This window comes from Microlunatus kandeliicorticis (assembly GCF_014137855.1).
Taxonomy (GTDB): Bacteria; Actinomycetota; Actinomycetes; order Propionibacteriales; family Propionibacteriaceae; genus Microlunatus; species Microlunatus kandeliicorticis.
In genome coordinates this window covers 228,097-250,972 of record NZ_JACGWT010000001.1, presented here as the reverse complement: position 1 = coordinate 250,972, position 22,876 = coordinate 228,097, and the positions used below count along the sequence as shown (strand labels likewise).

General features: G+C 73.9%; 23 protein-coding genes. 13 read left to right on the top strand and 10 right to left on the bottom strand.

All coding sequences use genetic code 11. The annotated features are described in order from the left end of the window. Nucleotides 1-23: 23 nt before the first annotated feature. The 5 genes from FHX74_RS01190 to FHX74_RS01170 all read left to right on the top strand — a co-directional run bounded on the left by FHX74_RS01190 (nucleotide 24) and on the right by FHX74_RS01170 (nucleotide 5,654). Nucleotides 24-1,085: a hypothetical protein gene (locus FHX74_RS01190; protein ID WP_182558266.1), complete on the top strand. Its 1,062-nt coding sequence runs from the start codon at nucleotides 24-26 to the stop codon at nucleotides 1,083-1,085. A gap of 250 nt (nucleotides 1,086-1,335) precedes the next feature. Then, entirely contained in the window at nucleotides 1,336-2,307 is a 972-nt protein-coding gene (locus FHX74_RS01185) for a glycoside hydrolase family 16 protein (protein WP_182558265.1), read from the top strand. 350 nt (nucleotides 2,308-2,657) lie between these two features. Beyond that, a complete protein-coding gene (locus FHX74_RS01180; RefSeq protein ID WP_182558264.1) occupies nucleotides 2,658-3,590 on the top strand; it encodes a glycoside hydrolase family 16 protein in 933 nt (310 codons plus the stop codon). A gap of 287 nt (nucleotides 3,591-3,877) precedes the next feature. Further along, a complete protein-coding gene (locus FHX74_RS01175; protein WP_182558263.1) occupies nucleotides 3,878-4,819 on the top strand; it encodes a phytanoyl-CoA dioxygenase family protein in 942 nt (313 codons plus the stop codon). Nucleotides 4,820-4,877: 58 nt separating this feature from the next. Further along, nucleotides 4,878-5,654: an SDR family NAD(P)-dependent oxidoreductase gene (locus FHX74_RS01170; protein ID WP_182558262.1), complete on the top strand. Its 777-nt coding sequence runs from the start codon at nucleotides 4,878-4,880 to the stop codon at nucleotides 5,652-5,654. 13 nt (nucleotides 5,655-5,667) lie between these two features. On the opposite strand, the gene FHX74_RS01165 is transcribed toward FHX74_RS01170, so the two are convergent. Beyond that, nucleotides 5,668-7,650, bottom strand: a complete 1,983-nt coding sequence (locus FHX74_RS01165) for an outer membrane protein assembly factor BamB family protein (protein ID WP_182558261.1) — start codon at nucleotides 7,648-7,650, stop codon at nucleotides 5,668-5,670. Between the two features lie 196 nt (nucleotides 7,651-7,846). Here FHX74_RS01165 and FHX74_RS01160 point away from each other — a divergent pair, with 196 nt between their 5' ends. Continuing rightward, nucleotides 7,847-8,632: an esterase/lipase family protein gene (locus tag FHX74_RS01160; protein ID WP_182558260.1), complete on the top strand. Its 786-nt coding sequence runs from the start codon at nucleotides 7,847-7,849 to the stop codon at nucleotides 8,630-8,632. A gap of 50 nt (nucleotides 8,633-8,682) precedes the next feature. On the opposite strand, the gene FHX74_RS01155 is transcribed toward FHX74_RS01160, so the two are convergent. The 3 genes from FHX74_RS01155 to FHX74_RS01145 are packed head-to-tail and all read right to left on the bottom strand — an operon-like array spanning nucleotide 8,683 to nucleotide 11,596. Then, nucleotides 8,683-9,507, bottom strand: coding sequence for an ABC transporter permease (locus tag FHX74_RS01155; RefSeq protein ID WP_220483364.1), 825 nt, complete (start codon nucleotides 9,505-9,507; stop codon nucleotides 8,683-8,685). Continuing rightward, the gene (locus tag FHX74_RS01150; protein ID WP_182558259.1) at nucleotides 9,504-10,469 is read right to left on the bottom strand and encodes an ABC transporter ATP-binding protein; all 966 of its coding nucleotides are present in this window, start codon (nucleotides 10,467-10,469) and stop codon (nucleotides 9,504-9,506) included. The genes FHX74_RS01155 and FHX74_RS01150 overlap by 4 nt, the downstream gene beginning before the upstream one ends. After that, complete coding sequence (locus FHX74_RS01145; RefSeq protein WP_182558258.1) at nucleotides 10,466-11,596, bottom strand: hypothetical protein; 1,131 nt, start codon at nucleotides 11,594-11,596, stop codon at nucleotides 10,466-10,468. Before FHX74_RS01145 ends, FHX74_RS01150 begins: the two co-directional genes overlap by 4 nt. A 48-nt stretch (nucleotides 11,597-11,644) precedes the next feature. Between FHX74_RS01145 and FHX74_RS01140 the strand changes: the two genes are divergently transcribed. From FHX74_RS01140 to FHX74_RS01125, 4 genes are all read left to right on the top strand, one after another. Then, on the top strand, nucleotides 11,645-11,953 hold the full coding sequence (locus tag FHX74_RS01140; protein ID WP_182558257.1) for a peptide methionine sulfoxide reductase: 309 nt from the start codon (nucleotides 11,645-11,647) through the stop codon (nucleotides 11,951-11,953). Between the two features lie 8 nt (nucleotides 11,954-11,961). Further along, nucleotides 11,962-13,233: a threonine synthase gene (locus tag FHX74_RS01135; RefSeq protein WP_182558256.1), complete on the top strand. Its 1,272-nt coding sequence runs from the start codon at nucleotides 11,962-11,964 to the stop codon at nucleotides 13,231-13,233. Beyond that, a complete protein-coding gene (locus tag FHX74_RS01130; RefSeq protein ID WP_182558255.1) occupies nucleotides 13,230-13,835 on the top strand; it encodes a DinB family protein in 606 nt (201 codons plus the stop codon). The genes FHX74_RS01135 and FHX74_RS01130 overlap by 4 nt, the downstream gene beginning before the upstream one ends. 98 nt (nucleotides 13,836-13,933) lie before the next feature. Further along, nucleotides 13,934-14,515 carry a hypothetical protein gene (locus tag FHX74_RS01125; RefSeq protein ID WP_182558254.1) on the top strand — a complete coding sequence of 194 codons (582 nt, stop codon included), beginning with the start codon at nucleotides 13,934-13,936 and terminating at the stop codon, nucleotides 14,513-14,515. A gap of 203 nt (nucleotides 14,516-14,718) precedes the next feature. Here FHX74_RS01125 and FHX74_RS01120 read toward each other — a convergent pair whose 3' ends face one another. The 5 genes from FHX74_RS01120 to FHX74_RS01100 form a co-directional block, all read right to left on the bottom strand. Further along, nucleotides 14,719-15,714, bottom strand: a complete 996-nt coding sequence (locus FHX74_RS01120) for a sulfate/molybdate ABC transporter ATP-binding protein (protein WP_182558253.1) — start codon at nucleotides 15,712-15,714, stop codon at nucleotides 14,719-14,721. 2 nt (nucleotides 15,715-15,716) lie between these two features. Continuing rightward, nucleotides 15,717-16,673, bottom strand: coding sequence for a sulfate ABC transporter permease (locus tag FHX74_RS01115; protein WP_328823556.1), 957 nt, complete (start codon nucleotides 16,671-16,673; stop codon nucleotides 15,717-15,719). Then, a complete protein-coding gene (cysT, locus tag FHX74_RS01110) occupies nucleotides 16,666-17,526 on the bottom strand; it encodes a sulfate ABC transporter permease subunit CysT (RefSeq protein WP_182558252.1) in 861 nt (286 codons plus the stop codon). The genes FHX74_RS01115 and cysT overlap by 8 nt, the downstream gene beginning before the upstream one ends. 4 nt (nucleotides 17,527-17,530) lie before the next feature. Then, nucleotides 17,531-18,586: a sulfate ABC transporter substrate-binding protein gene (locus FHX74_RS01105; protein ID WP_182558251.1), complete on the bottom strand. Its 1,056-nt coding sequence runs from the start codon at nucleotides 18,584-18,586 to the stop codon at nucleotides 17,531-17,533. Nucleotides 18,587-18,795: 209 nt separating this feature from the next. Then, nucleotides 18,796-19,479, bottom strand: a complete 684-nt coding sequence (locus tag FHX74_RS01100; RefSeq protein ID WP_328823555.1) for a response regulator transcription factor — start codon at nucleotides 19,477-19,479, stop codon at nucleotides 18,796-18,798. Between the two features lie 108 nt (nucleotides 19,480-19,587). Between FHX74_RS01100 and FHX74_RS01095 the strand changes: the two genes are divergently transcribed. Together FHX74_RS01095 and FHX74_RS01090 are read left to right on the top strand one after the other, a co-directional pair. Next, nucleotides 19,588-19,866 carry a GlsB/YeaQ/YmgE family stress response membrane protein gene (locus tag FHX74_RS01095; protein ID WP_182558250.1) on the top strand — a complete coding sequence of 93 codons (279 nt, stop codon included), beginning with the start codon at nucleotides 19,588-19,590 and terminating at the stop codon, nucleotides 19,864-19,866. Between the two features lie 32 nt (nucleotides 19,867-19,898). Further along, on the top strand, nucleotides 19,899-20,966 hold the full coding sequence (locus FHX74_RS01090; RefSeq protein WP_182558249.1) for an alcohol dehydrogenase catalytic domain-containing protein: 1,068 nt from the start codon (nucleotides 19,899-19,901) through the stop codon (nucleotides 20,964-20,966). Nucleotides 20,967-20,976: 10 nt separating this feature from the next. Here the strand turns inward: FHX74_RS01090 and FHX74_RS01085 are convergent, their stop codons facing one another. Next, on the bottom strand, nucleotides 20,977-21,552 hold the full coding sequence (locus FHX74_RS01085) for a 2'-5' RNA ligase family protein (RefSeq protein ID WP_182558248.1): 576 nt from the start codon (nucleotides 21,550-21,552) through the stop codon (nucleotides 20,977-20,979). Nucleotides 21,553-21,602: 50 nt separating this feature from the next. Here FHX74_RS01085 and FHX74_RS01080 point away from each other — a divergent pair, with 50 nt between their 5' ends. Further along, the gene (locus FHX74_RS01080) at nucleotides 21,603-22,595 is read left to right on the top strand and encodes an NAD(P)/FAD-dependent oxidoreductase (protein WP_182558247.1); all 993 of its coding nucleotides are present in this window, start codon (nucleotides 21,603-21,605) and stop codon (nucleotides 22,593-22,595) included. Nucleotides 22,596-22,876: the final 281 nt, after the last annotated feature.

The window sequence follows — 22,876 nt, the reverse complement described above, 5'->3', positions numbered from 1 at the left end:
GCGCGACACCCGAAAGGCAGACCATGACCCACCTCCACACCGCCCGCCGGCGGCTGACCGGCGTCCTCGCCGCGGCCGCGCTGCTCGGCTCGTCGCTGGCCGTCGCCGGGGCCACCGTCACCGCGCCGACCGCCGCCGCGGCCGGTACCGGGCAGCTCAGCATCACCAACCCCGACGTGCTGCCGGGCAACGACGCGATCGTCTTCAACAAGATCCAGACCCCCGCGGACAGCTACCAGCGCTTCCACAACCAGGTCGCGATCACCCTCAAGAACACCGGCAGCGCCCCGCTCACCGTGAGCTCGGCCACCGCCACCACCGACTTCGCGATCACCTCGCCGTGGAAGCTCCCGTTCACGCTCTCCACCGGCGCGTCGGTCAGCTTCACCGTGGCCTTCACCGCCACCGGCGGCGCCTGGCACGACGGCACCGCCAGCATCGGCTGGAGCAACGGCAGCACCCAGACCAGCACGCTGCGGCTGACCGGCTGGTGGCAGAAGTACTCCGAGCACAACCTCGAGCCGACCTTCCCGGACCTGATCCACCACTTCGGCTACACCACGGTGACCCCGACCAGCATGTACAGCCGCGGGGCCTACCAGGCGTTCAGCAGCGACGAGGTGCTGGTGCCCTACTGGAAGCAGCGCGACCCGAGCCAGCCGGCCCGGATCACCCAGCTCGGCGCCTGGCGGGGCTACCCGTCCACGCTGACCGTGAGCAAGTACGCCAAGGGCAGCCCGAACACGCTCTACAAGATCTTCGCCGGCCTGCCGCAGGACGCCCAGTCGGCGCTCCCGCGCAACTCCGCCTGGGGTCGTGGCACCGCCACCTTCACCCTGTCGGGCACGGCAGGGCTCAAGCTGGACAGCGAGTACACCGACCCGACGCTGAACAACTCCGCGATCGACCGGAGCTCGGGCTGCACCGCCGCCCAGTGCGGCCAGCACGTCCGGGCCTTCGTCGCGCGCGACGCCGACGGCAACGTGATCCCCGGCAGCTACCTCTTCACCGAGGACCTCAACGGGATCAACTACGACTACAACGACAACATGTTCCTGATCGAGAACATCACGCCCGCGTCATGATCACCGGGCGGCCGCGCCGCCCGTCATGATCATCTCCGACCCGGCCCCGGCGCCGGGGCCGTCGTCGTTCCGGGCGTGGGACCGGCCGGCTCAGGGAGTGCACAGATTGCCGAGCGGTGTGCACCTGAGGCCATCGCGCGGACTCCGGTGCGCTGGCAGAGTTCTTCTCGTCAGCTCTGGGGAGCGACCAGATTCGCGGGGGCGAAGACCACCTCTCATCCGACCGCACGTCTCTCGCCTGGAGTCCCCCATGATCGCCTCGATCCCCACCACCAGCTCGCCCACCGCCGTCGACCCGAAGCGTCGGTTCCGGCTCCGCAAGCTGGCCGGCCTCGCCGCCGCCACCCTGATCCCGGTGGCCCTCGTCGGCACCCTCACCCCGGGCACCGCCCGCGCCGACGCCCCGGCCGGCGGCAGCACCAGCCCGACCGCCACCGGCCCGACCACCAACAGCTCGAGCGCCCAGTCCGCCCAGGCCGCCCAGGCCGCCCGCACCGCCGCGATGTTCACCAGCGCCGGGTCCTACATGCCCAAGGCGCCGAAGAGCACCGGCGGCTGGACCGCCGACTTCGTCGACAACTTCGACGCCCCGCTCGACGTCAAGACCTGGGGCCGCTACATGGGTGGCGCCCCGCACGGCAGCCACGCCACCTACATGCTCGACAACGCCACCGTCACCCCCTCGCCCAGCGCCCCGGGCAGCGGCATCCTCCAGCTGCACACCAAGTACGAGAACGGCCGCTGGACCTCGGCCGGGATGTCCTCGGGCCGCGGCTTCGCCGCCACCGGCGGCAAGTGGGTCGTCAAGGCCAAGTTCGACCGCGCCTACGGCGTCGGCTACGCGTTCCTGCTCTACCCCAAGGGTGGCGCCTGGCCGCCCGAGGTCGACTTTGCCGAGGGCACCGCCGGCGGCAAGTCGATCATGGCCACCGTCCACTACGACCCGAAGAACTACCAGATCCAGCGCTGGCTGCACAACGTCGACATGACCAAGTGGCACACCTACGGCGTCATCCTCGGCGACAACACCATCGAGTACACGATCGACGGCCGCACCTGGGCCACCGTCACCACCCCGCACGTCCCGAAGGTGCCGATGTGGCTCGGCGTCCAGTCCGGCGTCAAGGACTGCGCCATCACCACCGGCGAGTGCCTCTCCCCCGACACCCCCAAGGACTCGGCCATCTCGATCGACTGGATCGCCCACTACAAGCAGTCCTGACCCCGGTCACCTGCACCACCGCGCTGCCACAACCGCATCCCACAACCGCATCCCACAACCGCATCCCACAACAGAACCCCACAACCGAACGCACACCCAGCGAGCCCGACCCGGAGCCCGCGCCACCGGCCCAGCTGCCGGCGGCGCGGGCTCCGTCGTCCGCCGGGACCCCCGGCGGCGGGAGCCCTCTGAGCTGTGCACGGAATGCCGATCGCCGTGCACACCGCGCCCTTGGCCCCCGCCGGAGCCGCTGCGAGGATTTCCGGTGTCAGCTCAGGGGAGCGACATCGATTCGCGGGGGCGAAGACCACCTTCCTGCACACCACCCCGATTCCGTGGAGCCCCCCGCCATGATCAACGCGACTTCCGCCCGCGCCGCCCGTCGGCTCACCGGCCTCGCTCTGGCCGCCGCCCTCCCGACCGCCGCCTACGCCGGCTTCGCCACCGCTCCCGCCGAGGCCAGCGTCACCCCGACCACCACCAGCTCGAGCGCCGCCGCCGCGTCCACCGCCGCGGACCGGGCCGCGCAGGCCAAGGCCCGCGCCGCGACCGCCAAGCTGTTCACCGAGGCCGGCACCTGGATGCCCAGTGCGCCCCGCACGCAGAAGGGCTGGAAGGCCGACTTCGTCGAGAACTTCAACGGCCCGCTCAACACCAACGTCTGGGGCCGCTACATGGGCGGCATCCCGCAGGGCACCAAGAGCACCTACATGCTCGACAACGCGACCGTCACCCCGTCGCCGCTCAAGGCGAACAACGGCATCCTGCAGATGCGCACCCGCTACAGCAACGGCAAGTGGACCTCGGCCGGGATGTCCTCGGGCCGCGGCTTCGCCGCCAAGCAGGGCATGTGGCAGGTCAAGGCCAAGTTCGACCGGGCCTACGGCGTCGGCTACGTCTTCCTGCTCTACCCCAAGGGCGGCGCCTGGCCGCCCGAGGTCGACTTCGCCGAGGGCGTCATGGGCGGCCCGCGGATCATGTCGACCGTCCACTACGGCACCGCCAAGAACCACAAGCAGATTCAGCGGTTCCGGCACGACGTCGACATGACCAAGTGGCACACCTACGGCGTGATCCTGTCCACCAACAAGATCCAGTACACGATCGACGGCAAGGTCTGGGCCACCGTCAAGACCAAGAACTCCCCCAAGGTGCCGATGTGGCTCGGCATCCAGGCCGGGGTCAAGGACTGCCGGGTCTCCACCGGGCAGTGCCTGTCGAAGAAGACCCCGAAGTCCGCGGCCATCTCGATCGACTGGGTGGCCCACTACCGGCGCGCCTGACCTCCCCGACCGGAGCACCCCTTGCTCCACCTCCACCGACGCACGCCCGACCGACCGGTCGGGCGTGCGTCGTTCTCCGGGGCCGGGCCGCCGGACCGGGGAATGGACACCACGACGGGCCCTGCTTAGGCTGACCTCACCGGGTGGGGCGGGCAGAGCGGCCAGGTCGCCCGGGCGCACCGGTCCCGGTCGCCCGCCACGACCCCGACGGATCCCACCCGCGACGTCGGCCGAACGCACCGTCCCGCGGCCGGACGTTTCTTGGGGAAACCGTCTCAGGGGGATGCATGACCACCACGCACAGCACGAACGGCGGGAGCCCCGCCGTGTCCACGCCCGGCCGGCTCGAGCAGGCGGTGGGCACGGCCCGACGCGGCGCCCGGGTGGGCCTGCGGGCGGTCCGCAGCCAGCGGCACGTGGCCCGCTACCTGTTCAACGCCGGTCCGGTCCGTCGCTACAACCGGCGCCCCGCCGTGCTCACGCCGGAGGCGGCACGGGTGCACCGCACGCTGGCCCACGACGGGATCGCGATCACCAACGTGATCGACCTGCTCGGGGACAGCGCGCTGTTCGAGGACCTGCGGGCCGAGACCGCCGAGCTGCGGGCCCGGCCCGATCTGCCCCGCGACCCGGCCAAGCCGTTCCTCACCGAGCTGCTCGGCGACCGCCCCGCGGTCCGGCCCTCGGACGCGCTGCTCCGCTTCGCCCGGCACAGCCAGGTCCGCGGCATCGCCGAGGCCTACAGCGGGATGGAGCTGCAGATCCAGGACGTCAACATCTGGGTCAACACCCCGGTCGACGGCGGCCCGACGCAGTCGCAGCGCTGGCACCGCGACCTGCCGGAGGACCACGACATCGTCAAGTGCTTCGTCTACCTCTCCGACGTCCCCGACGGCGCCGGCCCGCTGTCCTACGTGACCGGCAGCAACACCCGCGCCGGACGCAAGCAGAAGCTGCCGGCCGAGTTCGACGGGATCGGTTACCGGCTGAGCGACGACGACGTGGCCGCGCACTTCGGCGCCGACCGGATCACCGTCGGTCGCGGCGACCTCGGCACCGTGGTCTTCGCCGACACCCGGGGGATCCACAAGGGTGGCTTCGCCACCACGCAGGAGCGGGTGCTGGCCCAGATCACCTACGCCTCGCGGGCGTCCTCGCGGCCGCGCACCCTGCGTCCGGCGGTCGAGGCCGAGCGCGACCAGCTGACCGACCTGCGGCTCGCCGGCTGATCCGGCGGCCGGTCCGGCCCGGGGGAATGCCGTCCGGACCGCCGCGGTTGGCCCGGGCATGACGAGCAACTCCTACCCCTTCGGCGGCAAGGTCGTGCTGGTGACGGGCGGCGGCAGCGGGATCGGCCGCGCCATCGCCCGGGCGTTCCTCAACAACGGGGCGACCGTGGCGGTCACCGGGCGCCGGACCGCGCCGCTGGACGAGACCCTGGCTGGGGCCGACCCGGACACCACGCTGGCGATCGGGGCGGACCTGGCCGACCCCGACCAGGCGGCCGGGGTGATCGACCGGGTGGTCGAGCGGTTCGGCCGGCTCGACGTGCTGGTCAACAACGCCGCCCAGTTCGTGGCCAAGCCGTTCACCGAGGTGACCCGGGAGGAGTGGACCGGGATCCGCAGCGCGAACGCGGACGCCTTCGTCCACCTGCTGCAGCGGGCGCTGCCCGAGCTCGAGCGGACCGGCGGCAACGTGGTGGTGGTCGGCTCGGTGTCCGGGCTCCGCGGCGACTGGGGCCAGTCGGTCTACAACGCGACCAAGGCGCTGATCATGAACCTGGTCCAGTCGCTGGCCCTCGACTACGGTCCGCGCGGGGTCCGGCTCAACTCGGTGGCGCCGGCCTTCACAGTCACCCCGATCACCGAGGGGATCGCCGAGGACGAGCAGCTGCTGGCCCGCTTCACCAACCGGGTCGCGCTCGGCCGTCCGGGCCGTCCCGAGGACGTCGCGCCGGCGGTGCTGTTCCTGGCCAGCGAGGACGCGCGCTACATCACCGGGACGACGCTGGCCGTCGACGGCGGCACCACCGCCTCCACCGGGCAGCCGCACCTGGACTGACCGGCCTCCCGGGTCAGCGGACGACGTCGACCCGGTCCAGCGTCACCACCGACGACGTCGAACCGTTGCTCTTGGTCCCGGTGACCCGGACCCGGAGCACGTGCGGCCCCCGGCTGAGCACCGGGCTGGTCCAGGCGGCGAGGACGGTACCCGAGGCGGTCTGCTGGTTGACCAACGTCTCCGGGCCGCCGTCGATGCTCACCGCGGCGATCCCGTGGTCGCGCTGCTCGGTGTACCACCAGCGGACGCCGGTGCCGGTGAACCGCACGGTCGCCGTCGCGTCCATGGTGTAGCTGTAGTGGTCGTCGCCGCGGTACTCGCCGGCGGTGTGCCCGACCCGCCAGCCCCCCGAGTAGTCGATCTGCTCGGCCCCGGTCCCGGTCACGCTGTCGTTGAGCACGGCCAGCGGGGCGACCTCGGTGCGCAGCCCGAGGGCGGTCGACCGCAGCTGGTCGGCCAGGTAGAGCCGCTGGTTGGCCGGCGCCCCGCTGCCGCAGTTCTGCGCGAGGTCGAGCAGCTTCGTGCCGGAGGCGGCGGCGTACCCCAGGAACAGGTGGTTGGGGCCGCAGGACCCGAGGTAGACGACGCCGCCGGCGACCGCGGGATCGCTCATCCCCCGCTCCCAGGCGGTCTGGAACGGGGCCGGGGTGACCCAGCGGGTGCTCCCGGTGGCCAGGTCGACGGCACGGATCTCCGCCCGCTCCGGGTAATAGCCCGACTCGGTGAAGCCGAGGTAGGCGGTGCCGCCCGCGATCGCGGCCCGGGTCGCCGTGCCGACGCCGTAGCCGGTGTCGTAATGCCACAGCGCGCGACCGCGGTCGGCGGTGAACGCGTAGGCACCGACCGGTCCGGACGGGTTCGGTCCGAAGACGGTGGTCGCCGCGAAGACCACGGTGCCGTCGGCGTAGGACGGCCGGCCGAGTCGCTGCGCGCCGGTCTGCACCGACCACAGCAACGCGGAGTCGGTGAGCGAGAGCGCGAACACCTTGCCGGTGGTGGTGCCGACGAAGACCCGGGCCGGGGGGCCGCTGCCGTCCTGGACCGCGGCCTCGGTCACCGGGACGCCGGTCCGGAACGCCCACAGCAGCCGGCCGCTGACCGCGTCGTAGCAGGCGACCAGCCCGGTGCCGGCGACGGCGGGGTCGGCCGGCACGGTGTTCGCGGTCACCACGACGGCGCCCTCGATGCGGGACGCCCAGGTGAGGCTCTGCGCGGAGACCGACGCACCGAGACCGAGGTCCTTGGTCCACACCGTGGAGCCGTCGAACAGGTCGATCCGGGACACCGAGCCGCCGCGGACGACGTAGCCGAAGCCGTCCGGGCCGGCCGCGAAGTCCGTGCCGTAGCCGGATCCGGTGAAGGTCCGCTCCCAGACCGTGCCACCGTCGGTGGTGCGGCTGGCGGTCAGTCTCGCCCCGCGCAGCACCAGCACCCGGCTGGCTCCGCGGGAGTCGAGGGTGACCACCGGCTGACTCGGGATCTCGTCGGGACCGGGATCGGTGACCTGCCAGCGGGTGACCGCCTGGCCGACCGTCGAGGGGGTCAACAGCTGTTGGCCGGGGTTCGAGCCGGCGTGGCCCGGATCGGAGCCCTGCTGCTGCCAGTCGGTGCGGACGGTCACCGGCGTCGTCACGGTGAGTCCGGTCAGCGCGTCGGTGGCCACCAGCTGGGTCGGTCCCGCGATCAGCCCGACCGGGACCGGCACGTAGGTCTCGGCGCTCCCGCTCGACCCCGTCCTCAGCTCGGCCAGCGGGGTGACCCCGAGGTAGGTGCGGACCAGGTGGTCGGTCGGGAAGAAGCCGACGAACACCTCCATCGGCCGGCCGGCCACCACGGTGGGGTTGGTCGTCGTCACGATCGGCGGCGGGGTCGCGGCGCCGGCCGGTGGTGCGGCCGGCACCGCCAGCGCGCTCGCGACCAGCAGCGTCAGGGCTCCGACCGCGAGCGCGGCGCGGACGCGGGAACGGGCAGCGGGCGGACGAGCGTGCGGCGTCATCGGGCCTCCGGGGGGTGAGGCTTCGGATCGTACGGACCGGCGACGGGTCCCGACCAGGCCCGGCGGGTGACGGTTGCGCATCGCCTCCGGTCGGCGCGTCGGGGATCCGGCCGCGTGGACCCGGTCGGATCCCCGACGCGGTCGGGTTGGAGCGACCGGTCAGGCTGGAGACCCCGCTCGCCGTCCGAGGAGACCGATGTTCGAGGCGCTATCACCGCCGCGTCGCCGGCTGGGGCTCGGGCTGCTCGCACTCGCAGTCGCTCTGGTGCTCGCGGTGGGGACGGCGGTGGTGGTCCGAACGGTCCGCGAGAGCCGCACGGCGCCGCAGGACCGGCCCGGTCCGGTGCTGCTGGTCCCCGGGTACGGCGGCACCGGCGCCTCGCTGCAGGGGCTGGCCGCCGAGCTGCGTGGCACCGGACGCGACGCGCTGGTGGTCCCCGAGGTCGGCGACGGCACGGGTGACCTGTCCGCGCAGGCCGACGCGCTCGGGCGGTTCGCCGCGTCGGTGCTGGACCGCACCGGCGCTCCGTCGGTGGACGTGGTCGGCTACTCGGCCGGCGGCGTGGTCGCCCGGCTCTGGGTCGCCGACGGCACCGGCCACCGGCTGGCCCGCCGGGTGGTGTCGCTCGGCGCGCCCCAGCACGGCACCACCCAGGCCCAGCTCGCCGGCGAGCTCGGCGGCGGCTGTCCGACGGCCTGTGAGCAGCTGGTCCCCGACAGCCCGCTCCTGCGGCGGCTGGCCGCCGACGGTGAGACCCCGCCCGGGCCGGTCTGGGTGACGCTGCGCTCGACCGCCGACCAGGTGGTGACCCCGGTGGACAGCGCCGCGCTCGACGGCGCGCTCAACGTGGTCGTCCAGCAGGTCTGCCCGGCGGCCCGGACGACGCACGCCGGGCTGCCGGACGACCCGGTCACCCGGGCGCTGGTCCGGTCCGCGCTCGGGGTCGGGCCGCCGAGCGCCCCCACCGTCGTCCGCTGCTGAGTCCGGCTGAGTCCGGCTGAGTCCGGCTCGCCCGGACGGCCGCGCCGGCCTCAGTCGACGACGTCCTTGGTGCCGAAGCTGGCCCAGGCGGCCAGCCCGAACACAACCAGGTAGCCGAGCTGCACCTGGAAGCCGCGGACCACGTCGCGCCACAGGATCGGCTCGCGGAACAGGTCGACGAAGGCCAGCCAGTAGCGGGTCGGCAGATAGGGGTGCAGCGCGGCGGCGGCGTCCAGCCCGAGCAGCACGGTGGAGGCGATCAGCACCCCGATGGTGGCCAGCGCGGCCCCGACCGACGAGCCGGTGACGGTGGAGAAGAACACCGCGACGGCGGCGACACCGAGCATGCACACCACCACGTAGGCGAGCGCCAGCGCCGTCCGCCAGGCCAGCTCCTGCGGGTCCAGCGACTGGCCGCTGAGCCCGATCACGCCGGCGCCCGGCGGGGCCTGGCCGAGCAGCAGCCGGCCCTCGAGCGCGGTGACCGCCGCCACCACCGCCACCGCGACGACCACGAAGACCACCACCGTGACCAGCTTGGCGACCAGCAGCTGGGCCCGGCCGACCGGCCGGATCAGCAGATAGCGCAGGGTGCCCGCCTGGGCCTCGCCGGCGATCGCGTCGCCACCGAGCACCGCCACCGCGATCGGCAGGAACAGCGGCAGCACCACGCCGAGCGCGGCCAGCGGGAACAGCGTGCCGTCGCTGAGCACCGCGGACAGGAACGGCGGCCCCTCCCCCGGCCCGGGCGCGATCCCGGTGATCGCCAGCAGCACCGCGACCAGGGTGGGCAGCGCGAGCAGCATCGCGATGATCACCCAGGTCCGCGGCCGGCGGAACAGCTTGATCAGCTCGACCTGGAGCAACGTGATCATGGTCGGGTGCTCAGGTACTCGCGGGTGCCGGCCGGGGCCGCGTCCTCGGGCGGGTCCGGCAGCACGGGATCGCGGCGCACCGCGGTCGCCTCCCGCACCACCTGCTCGAGCTCGCGGCGCCAGGGTCCGAACGCGGTGACCGGCACCCCGGCGCCGACCAGCTCGGCGTTGAGCGCCGCCGGGTCCCAGGACTCCACCAGCAGCCGGCCGGGCTCGGCGCCGAGCACCCGACGCCCGAGCAGCGACGCGGCCCGCCCGGTCTCCGGGGTGCTCACCGCGACCACCCCCGGCGGGGTCAGCAGGCCCTCGAGCGGCTCCTGCAGGACCAGTCGGCCGCGGTCGATCACCCCGACCCGGGTGCACAGCTGCTCGACCTCGGCGAGCAGGTGGCTGGACAGGAAGACGGTGGTGCCCGCGGCGTTGAGCCGGAGCAGCAGGTCGCGGATCTCGCCGATGCCCTGCGGGTCGAGCCCGTTGGTCGGCTCGTCGAGCACCAGCAGCGCCGGGCGCCGGAGCAGCGCGGCGGCCAGCCCGAGCCGCTGCCGCATCCCGAGCGAGTAGGTCCGGACCGGACGCCGGTCGGCCGGGTCGAGCCCGACCTCGGCCAGCACCTCGGTGATCCGCTCGGCCCGGGCCCCGGTGGCCAGCCGGTCGCGACCGGCCCGGTCGAGCAGGTCGAGATTGGTCCGGCCCGAGAGGTGCGCGTGCGCCCCCGGCCCCTCGACCAGAGCGCCCACCCGGGGCAGCACCTGGGCGCGGGCCGCGGGCATCGACGAGCCCAGCACCTCCATCGCCCCCGAGGTGGGGAGCACCAGCCCGAGCAGCATCCGGACCGTGGTGGTCTTGCCCGAGCCGTTGGCGCCGAGGAAGCCGTAGACGTCGCCCTCGCGGACGTCCAGACCGACGCCGTCGACCGCGCGGACGGCGCCGTACTGCTTGGTCAGCCCCCGGGTGCGGATCACGAGCCGAACACCAGCCCACCGGCCGCCCGGCGGAGCAGCGGGTCGGTCACCGTCCCGGTGAGCAGGTAGCCCGAGCCGAACCCGCCGCCCGGGACCCCGCCGTAGCCGGCGCTCGACCCCGGGGTGCCGGAGGTCGGACGCCGCCAGCCGGTGAGCAGCAGCCCGATCGGGCCGGTCCGGCCGAGCGTCCCGGCCGGGTCGCGGCGGGCACCGGTGCGGCGCAGCTGGAGCCGCAACGGCCGGGCCACCGTGGCGCGCAGCGGGAGCAGGAAGATCGACGTCGGTCCACGGCCGTAGACCCCGAGCCGGCCGTCGGCCGCGGTCCGCAGCGGCAACCCGGCCAGGCTGGCGGGCAGCCGGACGCCGGTGAGCGCGTTGGCCTCGGCGGCCGCGTCGACGGACTGGTCGACGCTGACCCGCATGCCCTCGGCCGGGACGAACTGGGTCCGCTCGGCTGGTGGGACGGCCAGGTCGACCTCGGTGAACCCGGTGGTCAGCACCGGCCGGTCCGGATCGGTCGCGTGCACCGCGAGCCGCAGCACCGTCCCGGTCGCCGGGTCGGCCCAGAGGTCGACCCGGCGGATCGTCCCGCCCTCCTGCTGGGGCACCAGCCGGAGCCCGGCGGCGGCCACTCCGGCGACGCGGGCGGAGGGTAGCGCGGTCAGCTCGGCGTCGCGGGCGCCGGCCAGCAGGCGCCGTCCGAGCGTCGGCGGGAGCAGGTCGGAGACGTCGGGCAGCCGGAGCGCCGAGACCGGGGTGAAGACCGCGCGCTGCGAACCGAACGTCCAGCGCAGCTGGAGGTCGTGGTGCCGGACCAGGTCGGTCTCGCCGCTGCCGGTGATCCGGTCGATCCGCCAGTCGGTCGCCCCGCGCCACCAGGCCCGCAACCGCTGGTCGCTGCCGAGCAGCGGACCGAGGTTGGCGAAGGTGGCGGCGGCCGGGACCCGGAGCCCGCCGGTGGTCTCGACCAGACCCGACCAGCCGAGTCCTGCGGTGCCGCGGATCCGTCGGGCCAGCTCGGGCGCCGAGACGGCGGGCGCGCGCACCGGCCGGGCACCGAAGGCCAGCGGACCGCCGACCAGCGCGGCCGCGGCCCCCGCGGTCAGCAGCCAGCGGCGGGTGGTCATGCCCGCCAATGTATGCGCGCGCTGCAGACTGGCTCGGGTGATCACCCGATGAGCGAGGACGCCGACGACGGGCTGGCTGCGCTGCTCGCGCGGGTGCCGACGGGGTGGACAGCGGTGGTCTGGCGCGGACGCCGGTACGGGATGCGCCGCACCGACGCCGCCGGCGGCGGTGCGGTCGCTGTGGTGGCCGAGGAGCTCGGCGGCGACGGTCTGGTGTCCACCAACGTCTACCGGACCCGGGCCGGGGACCTGCTCCGTCCGTGCGAGATGCCCGCGGAACGGGTGCTGGCCTTCCTCCGCGAGTGGCGTCCGGTCGGTGACGGACCGGCCGCGACCGGGTCGGAGCGGGACGGTTGACTGACCCGGTGAACGACTTCTCCGCCCTCAGCCACCTCGAGTGCTCGCGCACCGGCACCCGCCAGGACGCCGACGTCGTCGCCGGGCTGAGCCCGACGGGTGCCCCGCTGCTGGTCCGCTACGACCTCGACCACGTCCGGGCCACCGTCGACCGGGACGCGCTGGCCGCCCGGCCGGCCGACCTGTGGCGCTACCACGAGGTGCTCCCGGTCCGTGGCCCCGCGCACGTGACCACCCTCGGGGAGGGCTGGACGCCGTTGCTGCCGGCCGCTCGGTACGGCGCGGCGATCAGCGTCCCCGGGCTGATGATCAAGGACGAGGGCGCGCTGCCCACGGCGTCGTTCAAGGCGCGGGGCGCGGCGGTCGGGGTGTCCCGGGCCCGCGAGCTCGGCGTCGGCGGCATCGCCATGCCCAGCAACGGGAACGCCGGCGCGGCCTGGGCGCTCTACGCGGCGCGGGCCGGGCTGGCGTCGATGATCATGATGCCGGTGGGTGCGCCGGACGTCTGCCGGCGCGAGGCGGTGGCCGCCGGCGCCGACGTGGTGCTGGTCGACGGCCTAATCAACGACGCCGGGCGGCTGGTCCGCGAGCGGATGGCCGCCGAGCCCGAGCGGTTCGCCGGCTGGCAGGACGTCTCGACGCTGCGCGAGCCGTACCGGATCGAGGGCAAGAAGACCATGGGCTACGAGATCGCCGAGCAGCTCGGCTGGCGGCTGCCCGAGGTGATCGTCTACCCGGCCGGCGGCGGCGTCGGGCTGATCGGCATCCACAAGGCGCTGCAGGAGCTGGTCATGCTCGGCTGGGTCGAGGGGCCGCTGCCCCGGCTGGTTGCGGTCCAGGCTGCGGGCTGCGCGCCGATCGTCGCGGCGTACGAGGCGGGGCTCGACCACGCCGAGCCGGTCGAGGTCACCCCGAGCGTCGCGTTCGGGATCAACGTGCCCACCGCGCTGGGCGACCGGCTGATGCTCACCGCGGTCCGCGAGACCGGCGGCACCGCGGTGGCGGTGGGCGACGCCGACCTGCTGGCCGAGGAACGGGCGGTGACGGCGGCCGAGGGGCTGTTCGTCTGTCCCGAGGGCGGCGCCTGCCTGGCCGCGGTGCGTCGGCTCCGCGCCGACGGCTGGCTCGACGGCTCCGAGCGCGTGGTGGTGCTCAACACCGGCAGCGGGCTGATCTATCCCGAGACCGTCGACTACCGGCTGCCGCTGGTCGACCGGGACGGGCGACCGGCCGGTGAGGGCTCGTCGGCCTCGGCGGGGTCTGCCAGCATGGGGCGATGACCGGTCTGGACGAGGCGGCGGCCGCGGCGGCCAAGCAGCACCTGCACGGCTACCTGCGGCGCGGGCGGGACGCGCTGTTGTGGAAGGTCGAGGGGCTGTCGCCGTACGACCAGCGCCGCCCGCTGGTGCCGACCGGGACCAACCTGCTCGGGCTGGTCAAGCACGCGGCGAGCACCGAGGCCGGCTACTTCGGCGACTGCTTCGGCCGGCCGTTCCCCGAGCCGATGCCCTGGATGGACGACGACGCCGAGGACAACGCCGACATGTGGGCGACCGCCGACGAGACCGCCGAGCAGGTCACCGGGCTCTACCGTCGGGTCGCCGCACACGCCGACGCGACGATCGAGGCGCTCGCGCTGGACGCCACCGGCACCGTCCCGTGGTGGCCGCCGGAGCGGTCCACGGTGACCCTGCTGCAGATCCTCACCCACATGATCGCCGAGACCCACCGGCACGCCGGCCAGGCCGACCTGGTGCGCGAGCTGGTCGACGGTGCGGCGGGGATGCAGCAGGGCAACGCCAACCTCCCCGGCGGGGACGCCGACTGGTGGGCCGGCTACCGCGACCGGCTCGAACGGGTGGCCCGCGAGGCCCGGGCCTGAGCCGGGCGCCGCGTCCCGAGCCGCCGGTGATGATCACGCACAGGAACGCCCACCTAGAGTGATCACCTCGGACGGACGATCGGGGGGAGATCCGCACCATGGTGTCGGGACGACGGTGGGGTGTGGTCGGCGGGGTGCCTGCGGCCGCGACGGTGCTGCTGACGGCGTTCACCGCCGGGTGCACCGGGTCGCCGTCGAGCCCGCCCAGCCCGGTGCCGGCCCCGGCCAGCAGCGCGACCAGCGCCGCTGCGAGCCCGACGGCGAGCGACCGCTGCCCCGACGGCCGGTACACGATCACCCGGCTGGAGGGGCAGGGATCGGCGTCCGCACTGGGCACCGGGACCGGCGGCGACCTCACCCTGGCCTTCACCGACGGACGCTGGACCCTCGACTCCGACGGCGCCTCGGCGATGAAGCTCGACGTCGGCCCCGGCACCGTCGACCTGACCTTCGACGGGACGATCACCGGGGACTACTCCGGCAGCCCGGACGACCTCACCATGACGGTTACTGACGCCACCGGCAGCGCCCGGCTCAAGGGCTTCGGCGTCGACCGGACCTCGAGCGCCCGTCAGATCGCCGACCGGATCGTCCCCACCGGCACCACCGGTTCGGCCACCTGCACCGCCACCGGCGCCACCATCACCCTCCCCACGGTGATCATCACCGGCACCCGCTGAGCCCTTCTGCGGCGACCTCGTCGCACGCGCGCTGAGCCTGTCGAAGCGCCGCTCTCCCTTCGACAGGCTCAGGGAACGTGGCGTCCGCGCGCTGAGCCCGTCGCACGCGCGCTGAGCCCGTCGCACGCGCGCTGAGCCTGTCGAAGCGCCGCTCCGCCCCTTCGACAGGCTCAGGGAACGTCGATGGCGTTCCTCGCGGCGCCTCAGGTCAGGGCGGGTTCGATCACCGCGGCGCGTCGGGCCGGGCGGACCCAGACCGGGGTGTCGACGGCGAGGTCGAGGGTCTCGACCTGGCCGGGGGTGAGCTGGACCCAGAAGGTCTGCTGGTCGCCGTCGGTCCGCCTGAGATCGGCCCGCACCTCGAAGCCGACGCGCTGCAGCCGCTGGACCACCGCGGGCACGGTGCCCGGCGCCGCGTCGGCGAAGACGTCGATGTCGTGCGGGCGGAGCAGCCGGCCGTCGAGCCGGGTGGTCGGGCCGAGGAACTCCATCACGAACTCGTTGGCCGGGCGGTCGTAGAGGTCGTTGGGGCTGCCGACCTGCTCGACTCGACCGTGGTTGATCACCACGATCTCGTCGGAGACCTCGAGCGCCTCCTCCTGGTCGTGGGTGACGAAGACCGTGGTCACGTGCACCTCGTCGTGCAGCCGGCGGAGCCAGTCGCGGAGCTCCTTGCGCACCTTGGCGTCGAGCGCGCCGAACGGCTCGTCGAGCAGCAGCACCTTGGGTTCGGCGGCCAGCGCGCGGGCCAGCGCCATCCGCTGCCGCTGCCCGCCGGAGAGCTGCGCGGGCAACCGGTCGGCGAACTGGGTCAGGTGCACCAGCTCGAGCAGCTCGTGCACCCGGGCCCGGATCTCGGCCTTGGGCCGGCGCCGCACCTCGAGCCCGAAGGCCACGTTGCGGAACACGCTGAGGTGCTTGAACGCGGCGTAGTGCTGGAAGACGAACCCGACCTCACGACGCTGCGGCGGCAGTCGGGTGGCGTCCTGGCCGTCGATCACCACGGTGCCGGTGTCGGCGGTGTCGAGCCCGGCGATGATCCGCAGCAGCGTCGACTTGCCGCCCCCGCTCGGCCCGAGCAGTGCGGTCAGCCGGCCGCTCGGCACCGCCAGGTCGACGTCGTCGAGTGCGACGAAGTCGCCGAACCGCTTGCTGATCCCGTCGGCGCGGATCCCCGCCGCGCGCTGTGCGTCCGCCATCCCTACGACTCCTCCTTGGGCCGCAGGATCGCGACCACCACGATGCTCAGCACGGCGATCGCCACCATCACGAAGCTGATGGCGAAGGCGCCGTTCTCGTCCAGGTCGGTGTAGCGCTGCGCCGCCAGCAGCGGCATGGTCTGGGTGTAGCCCAAGATGTTGCCGGCCACCACCCGGACCGCGCCGTACTCGCCGAGCGCGCGGGCCAGGCTCAGCACCACGCCGTAGGCCAGCGCCCAGCGGACGCTCGGCAGCGTGAGCCGCCACAGCCGCTGCCAGGCGTTGGCCCCGAGCGCTCGGCCGGCCTGGTCCTGCTCGAGCCCGATCTCCTCCAGCACCGGCACCAGCTCGCGCACCACCAGCGGCAACGTGACGAACGACGTCGCGAGCACGATGCCGGGGGCGTTGTAGATCACCTGGACGCCGACCGCGGCCAGTGCGCCGCCGAACCAGCCGTTCTGCCCGTAGACCAGGATCAGGGCCAGACCGGCGATCACCGGCGACACGGACACCGGGACGTCGATCAGCGCGTTCAGCGCCGACCGCCCCCAGAACCGGTAGCGGGTGATCAACAACGCGGCGGCCAGCCCGAACACGGTGTTGATCACCACCGACTGCACCGCCACCTCGACCGACAGGATGATCGAGGTGACCGCCTCGGGTGCGGTGACCGAGGCCACGAAGGCCCCGAGCCCGTCGCCGAACACCCGGACCAGCATCACCGCCAGCGGCAGCAGCACCAGCACCACCACGTAACCGATCGCCACCAGCCGCAACGTCCAGCGCACCGGGCCGGAGCCGGCCGGTCGCGGCGGACGGGTCCGCCCGGGACGCGGCGTCGGTCCTCCGACGCTGCCGTCCGGCTCCCCCGGCTGGTCCGGACCGGACGATCCCGCGCCGTCGATCCGGTCGACGCGGTCGAGGTCGTCGAGGACGTCCTCGCGGGTGCGCTCAGCCACGGCGGGCCGCCCGTCGTTGCACCAGGTTGAGCCCGACGATCACGATCAGCGCGATCACCAGCAGCACCACCGCGACCACGGACGCCCCGGTCAGGTTGTCGTTCTCGATCTGCGAGAGCATCCGGGCCGAGGCGACCTCGGTCCGTCGCGGCAGGCTCCCGGAGATCAGCGTCACCGAGCCGTACTCCCCCAGGCTGCGGGCGAAGGACAGCGCCGCGCCGGCCGCGATGGCGGGCACCAGGTTGGGCAGCACCAGCCGGACGAAGATCGCCAGCCGGCCGGCCCCCAGCGAGGCCCCGGCCTGCTCGACGTCGGGGTCGAGCTCCTCGAGCACCGGCTGCACCGCTCGCACCACGAAGGGCAGCGTGACGAAGAGCAGCGCGACGAAGATCGCCGCCCGGGTCTGGGCCAGGGTGATGCCGATCGGGCTGTCGATACCGTAGAGCGCGATCAGCACCAGCCCAGCGACGATCGTCGGCAGCGCGAACGGGATGTCGATCACCAGGCTGAGCAGCCGACGGCCGACGAAGCGGTCCCGCACCAGCACCCAGGCCACCAGCGTCCCGGCCACCACGTTGACCGCGGTGGCGGCCAGCGCGGACAGCACGGTGAGCACGATCGCGGAGCTGACGGCGGGGTTGGTCAGGGTGTCGACGAAGCCGGCGACCCCGCCCTCGGTCGAGGTGATCACCACCGCGATCAACGGCAGCAGCACCAGGATGCTCAGGTAGAGCGTGACCAGCCCGAGGCCCAGGCCGGAGCCGGCTCCGAGCGGCAGCACCCCCGGCGGCAGCGGCCGGCGTCCGGCCCGCGCACGGGTCGGACGGACCGGGGTCGTCGTGGTGGCGGCCATCGGATCAGCTGATCTTCGCGGCGTCCTGGATCTTGGTGACGATGCCGGTGTTCTCGTCGAAGAACTTGCTCGTCACCGCCTTCCAGCCGCCGAGCTGATCGATGGTCACCAGCTTCTGCACCGCCGGGAACGGATTCGCCGGGTCGGTCGCGCCCTCGACGCTCGACGGGACGTCGGAGTTGTTCAGCGGCCGGAAGCCGTGGGCGGCGAAGATCTTCTGCCCGGTGTCGGACCCGACGTAGCCGAGGAACGCCTTCGCCGCGGCGGGTGCCTTGGCGGTGACCGCCCCGGGGTTCTCGATCTTGAGGGTGGTGTCGGGCACGAGGTACTCGAGGTCCTGGCCCTTCTGCCGGGCCGCGATCGCCTCGTTCTCGTAGGAGATCAGCACGTCACCGGTGCCGCTGGTGAAGGCGCTGGTCGCCTCCCGTCCGGACGACGGCAGGCTCACCACGTTGGCGTAGAACTTGGTCAGGTAGGCCTTGGCGTCGTCCTCGCTGCCACCGTTCGCAGTGATCTGGGTCCAGGCGGCCAGCACGTTCCAGCGCGCCGAGCCGGACGAGCCCGGGTTGGGGGTGACGATCTTGACGTCGCTGCGGGTGAGGTCGGCCCAGGTGCGGATGTTCTTCGGGTTGCCCTTGCGGACCGCCATCACCACCACCGAGGTGCTGACGATCCCCTTGTTCGCGCCGGAGTCCCAGTCCTCGGCGACCAGCCCCTTGTCGACCAGCTTGGTCATGTCCGAGCTCAGCGAGAACGCCACGTAGTCGGCGGGCAGCCCGGAGATCACCGCGCGGGCCTGGTCGCCGCTGGCCCCGTAGGAGGAGGTCCAGCTGACGCCCTTGCCGTCGGGAGTGTCCGCGAACTGCTTCTGCAGGTCGTCGTAGGCGGGCTTGGGCACCGAGAACGCGACCAGCGCGAGCTTCGCGCCCGCGCCGGAGCCGCCGGCACCCGCGCCCGAGCCCGACGAGGACGGGCCGACGCTGCTGCAGCCGGCGGTGATCGCGGCCGCGCCGAGGCCGCCGAGACCGGCCAGCAGGGTCCGCCGAGAAAGGGTGCGCATGAGAAGTCTCCCGAGTAAGCCAGCTATCCCGGCAGTCGGACACGGGATAGTGGGTAAATCGTGCCGGGAGTCGGCCGCGATCCTGAGCACGTCTCAGTCGGCAGACACGCGTGTCGCGATCCGGGACGGGCCCGGCCGATCACCGGGGCCGGTCACAGGGGCCGATCACCGGGGCCAATCACCGGGGCCTGATCACCAGGGCCTGATGGTCAGGGGCCGCCGCGCCAGTGGTCGATCCGCCGGTGGTCCGGTGCGAAGCCGTGGTCGATCCCCCAGAGCACCGCCTGGGTCCTGCTGCCTGCGCCGATCTTGCGATAGACGGTGCGGATGTAGGACTTCACGGTGTTCGGGCTGAGGTAGGTCAGCCGGGCCACATCGGCGTTGCTGCGGCCCTGGGTGATCAGCGCGAGGATCTCGGCCTCGCGGTCGGTCAGCCCCTCGCCGCGCCCGGGCCAGTCGAGCCCGCTGGCCGGCCGGGTCCGGCGCGGCGGGTCGCTGACCACCCGCTCGCCGCGGTGCACCGCCTCGAGCGCCTCGACCAGCTCCCGGGCGGGCAGCGCCTTGGACAGATAGCCCGCCGCTCCCTTCCGGAGGGCCGTCTGCACCAGGTCCGGTTCGAAGTTCCAGGTGTAGACCACCACCCGGCCGGCGTGCGGGCTGGCCACCAGCTCGGCGACGTGGTCGCCGTCGGCCTCCTGCTGGGCGAACGAGTCGTAGAGCACGATGTCGACGGTGTCGTGCAGCGGCCGGTTGGTGTCGATCTCGGCGATCACCACGCGGTCGCGGTAGCGCTCGAGCATGTTGGCCACGCCCATCACGACCACGTCGTAGTCGTCGACCAGCGCGACGCTGATCGGCCGGGGGTCGCCGGGGGACGTCCGCAGGTCGCTCACCCGGCCGACGCTAACCCCCTTTGGGGTGTACCGCAGCCCCCGTGGGGGTGGAAACGTCGAGCCTGCGGTCGCCGTCCGGCGGCCCGACCTCCACCGGAAGGACCCACCATGTTGGGACTCATCGTCAGCCTGATCGTGATCGGCCTGATCGCCGGAGCGGTCGCCCGCCTGGTCGTGCCGGGCCGGCAGAACCTGTCCATCCCGATGACGATCCTGCTCGGGATCGTCGGCTCGTTCGTGGGTGGCTTCCTCGGCTACCTGCTCTTCGGCAAGGACGCCGGTAGCGGCTTCTTCCAGCCGGCCGGGATCATCGGCTCGATCATCGGGGCGATCATCGTCCTGCTGATCTGGGTCTCGGTGGGGCGCCGCCGGACCGCTCGCGGCTGAACCCGGCGCGCGGCACGTCGCAGAATGGGCGCATGCGGGCCGTCGTCTACTCCGCGGTCGGGGCACCGCCCCGGCTGACCGAGACCGCCGATCCGGTCTGCCCGGCGGACGGGGTAGTGGTCGCGGTCCGGGCCACCGGCGTCTGCCGGTCCGACTGGCACGCCTGGCGCGGCCACGAGGCGGTGCCGCTGCCGCACGTTCCCGGACACGAGTTCGCCGGCACGGTGGCCGAGGTCGGCTCGGCGGTCGAGGGGTTCGCCGTCGGTGACCGGGTCACCGCGCCGTTCGTCAACGGGTGCGGCCGGTGCCGCTGGTGCCGGACCGGGCAGGCCCAGGTCTGCCCGGACCAGACCCAGCCGGGCTTCACCGGCCCCGGGTCGTTCGCCGAACGCGTGGTCGTCCGGGCCGCCGGGACCAACCTGGTCCGACTGCCCGACCAGGTCGACTTCGTCGCCGCTGCCGCCCTCGGCTGCCGGTTCGCCACCGCGTTCCGCGCGGTCACCGGGCACCACCGACCCGCACCCGGCGACCCGGTCGCGGTGGTCGGCTGCGGCGGCGTCGGGCTGTCCGCGGTGATGATCGCCACCGCCCTGGGCGCCCGGGTGGTCGCCGTCGACCCGTCCGAGGCGGCGCGGACGCGAGCCCGCGAGCTCGGCGCGGTCGCCGCGCTGGCCGCCGGCGAACCCGCCGCGACCGCCGCAGAGGTCGCCGCGGCCCTGCGGTCCCCGGACCGCGAGGACGACGTGGACGGGGCCGTGCTGGCGATCGACTGCTTCGGGTCGGCCGCGACCGCGGAGGCGTCGGTCCGGTCGCTGGCCCGCCGCGGTCACCACGTCCAGGCCGGGTTGATGCTCGGGCCGGAGGCCGCCGCCCCGCTGCCCTGGGACCTCCTGGTCGCCCGTGAGCTGTCGGTGCACGGCAGCCACGGGATGGCCGCGGCCGACTACCCGGAGATGCTCGCGCTGATCGCGGAGGGCCGGCTCCGCCCGGACCGGCTGGTCGGGGCGGTGATCGGTCTCGACGGGGCCGCCGAGGCCCTCACCGCGATGGACGCGCCGGTGACCGGCCGGGCCGGCGCCACCGTGATCAGGCTCGACTGAGCCGGTCGGGTCAGCCGCCGGCTGGACCGAGGGGGAAGGTGGCCCGACGGCGGAAGCTCCCACCCGGGGCGTCCTGGACCAGCAGCGCCACCTCGCGGACCCGGGCGTGCAGCGGCAGCCCGGCGGTGAGCGTCGCGGCCGCCGCCTCCAGCCGCTCCCGCCGGTCCGGTTCCGGCTGGTCGCCCAGGGCGCCGACGGTCAGGTGCGGGACGACCGTGTCGTGCCGGCCGCCGTAGGGCGGGCACTCGGGGTAGGCCTCGACCAGCCGGCCGGTGAGGTCGCGGAAGGCGTCGGCGGGTTCGGGGGCCAGCCAGAGCACCCGGTCGTCGAACCACCCGAGACCGCGGAACACCGTGTCGAACCCGGCGTCGCCGGCCAGCAGCGCGGTCAGCCGGTCGAGGACCGTGGCGTCTATTTGCTCGGGCGGCAGGAACGGATAGAGCACCGTGACGTGCGGCGGGACGCCGAGCGCGGCGCCGGCGTCGAACTCGGCGCGCACCCCGTCGACCAGCGGTCGGGCCTCGTCGACCACCACGACCAGCCCGCTCTCGGGGACGTTCTCGGCCGGGGTCTCCGCGTCGGGCATCCGGTCACCCTAGTGAGACCGAAGACCATCCTCGTGACACGGTGGGCGGCATGAGCGTGATCGTGGTCGGCGCGGGGATCGCCGGGGTGAGCTGCGCCCGGACGCTGGCGGCGGCCGGCGTGCCGGTGCGGGTGCTCGACCGGGGACGACGTCCCGGCGGGCGGCTCGGGCTGCGCCGGCTCACGGTCGACGGCGGTGAGCGGGTCGTCGACACCGGCGGCTCGTACTTCACCGTCTCCGACGACGGGTTCGGCGCGGTGGCCGAGGACTGGCGGGCACGGGGGCTGGCCCGGCCGTGGACCGACACCTTCGCGGTGATCGACGACGACGGCGAACAGACCAAGCAGGGCCCGACCCGGTGGGCGGCCCCGAGCGGGCTGCGCTCGCTGGTCGACGACCTGGCCGCCGGGCTCGACGTCAGCAGCTCGGTCACGGTCACCGCGGTCGAGCACGGCGACGACGGCTGGACGGTCCGCACCGAGACCCGCACCGACGACGGCCGCAGCACCGGCGACGCCGGTCCGGCCGACGTGGTGGTGCTGGCCATGCCCGACCCGCAGGCCCGGCGGCTGCTCGCCGACGGTCCGGAGCGCGAGGCGTTCGGGCTGGAGTTCGAGCCGGTGCTGGCGCTGACCGCGGCCTGGCCCGAGCGCAGCTGGCCCGATCGCGACGGGGTCTTCGTGAACGGCGACGACGTGCTGGCCTGGGTGGCCGACGACGGGCTCCGCCGCGGCGACCGCGCCCCGGTGCTGGTGGCGCACTCCACCCCGGACTTCGCCCGGCCACGGCTCGAGGACCCGGCCGCGGCGGCCGGCCCGATGGCCGAGCGGCTGGTCGACCGGCTCGGGCTGGCCGGGCCGCCGGCCAGCACCCACGTCCAGCGGTGGAGCTTCGCCCGCCCGGCCACGCCCCGCGACGAGCCCTACCTGCTCACTCCGTCCGGCCTGGCCGCGTGCGGCGACGGCTGGGCGGCGAAGCCGAGCGTCGAGGCAGCGTTCGTCTCGGGTCGCCGGCTCGCCGAGGCGGCGCTGGCCCGGGGCTGAGCGGCCGCATCCAGCCCGGAATGCCACAACGGGGGCGATCCGCACCGAGATCGGTGCGGATCGCCCCCGTTGTGCGTGGGTGTCCGTGGTTCGGCGCGGGCCCGCTGCCGTCGCCGGGGACCGGCAGCGGGCTTCTGCGCCGACACCACTTGTTCCTCCCCGGCAGGCCCGGCGGACGCGTCCGGCCGGATCCGGAACCGACAGCGGGCTCCCAGCCCGGGGACATGCCGGGGACAAGCAGCGTCCGCACGCTGGGGACGCCCACCGCGACCGGCGGGGGA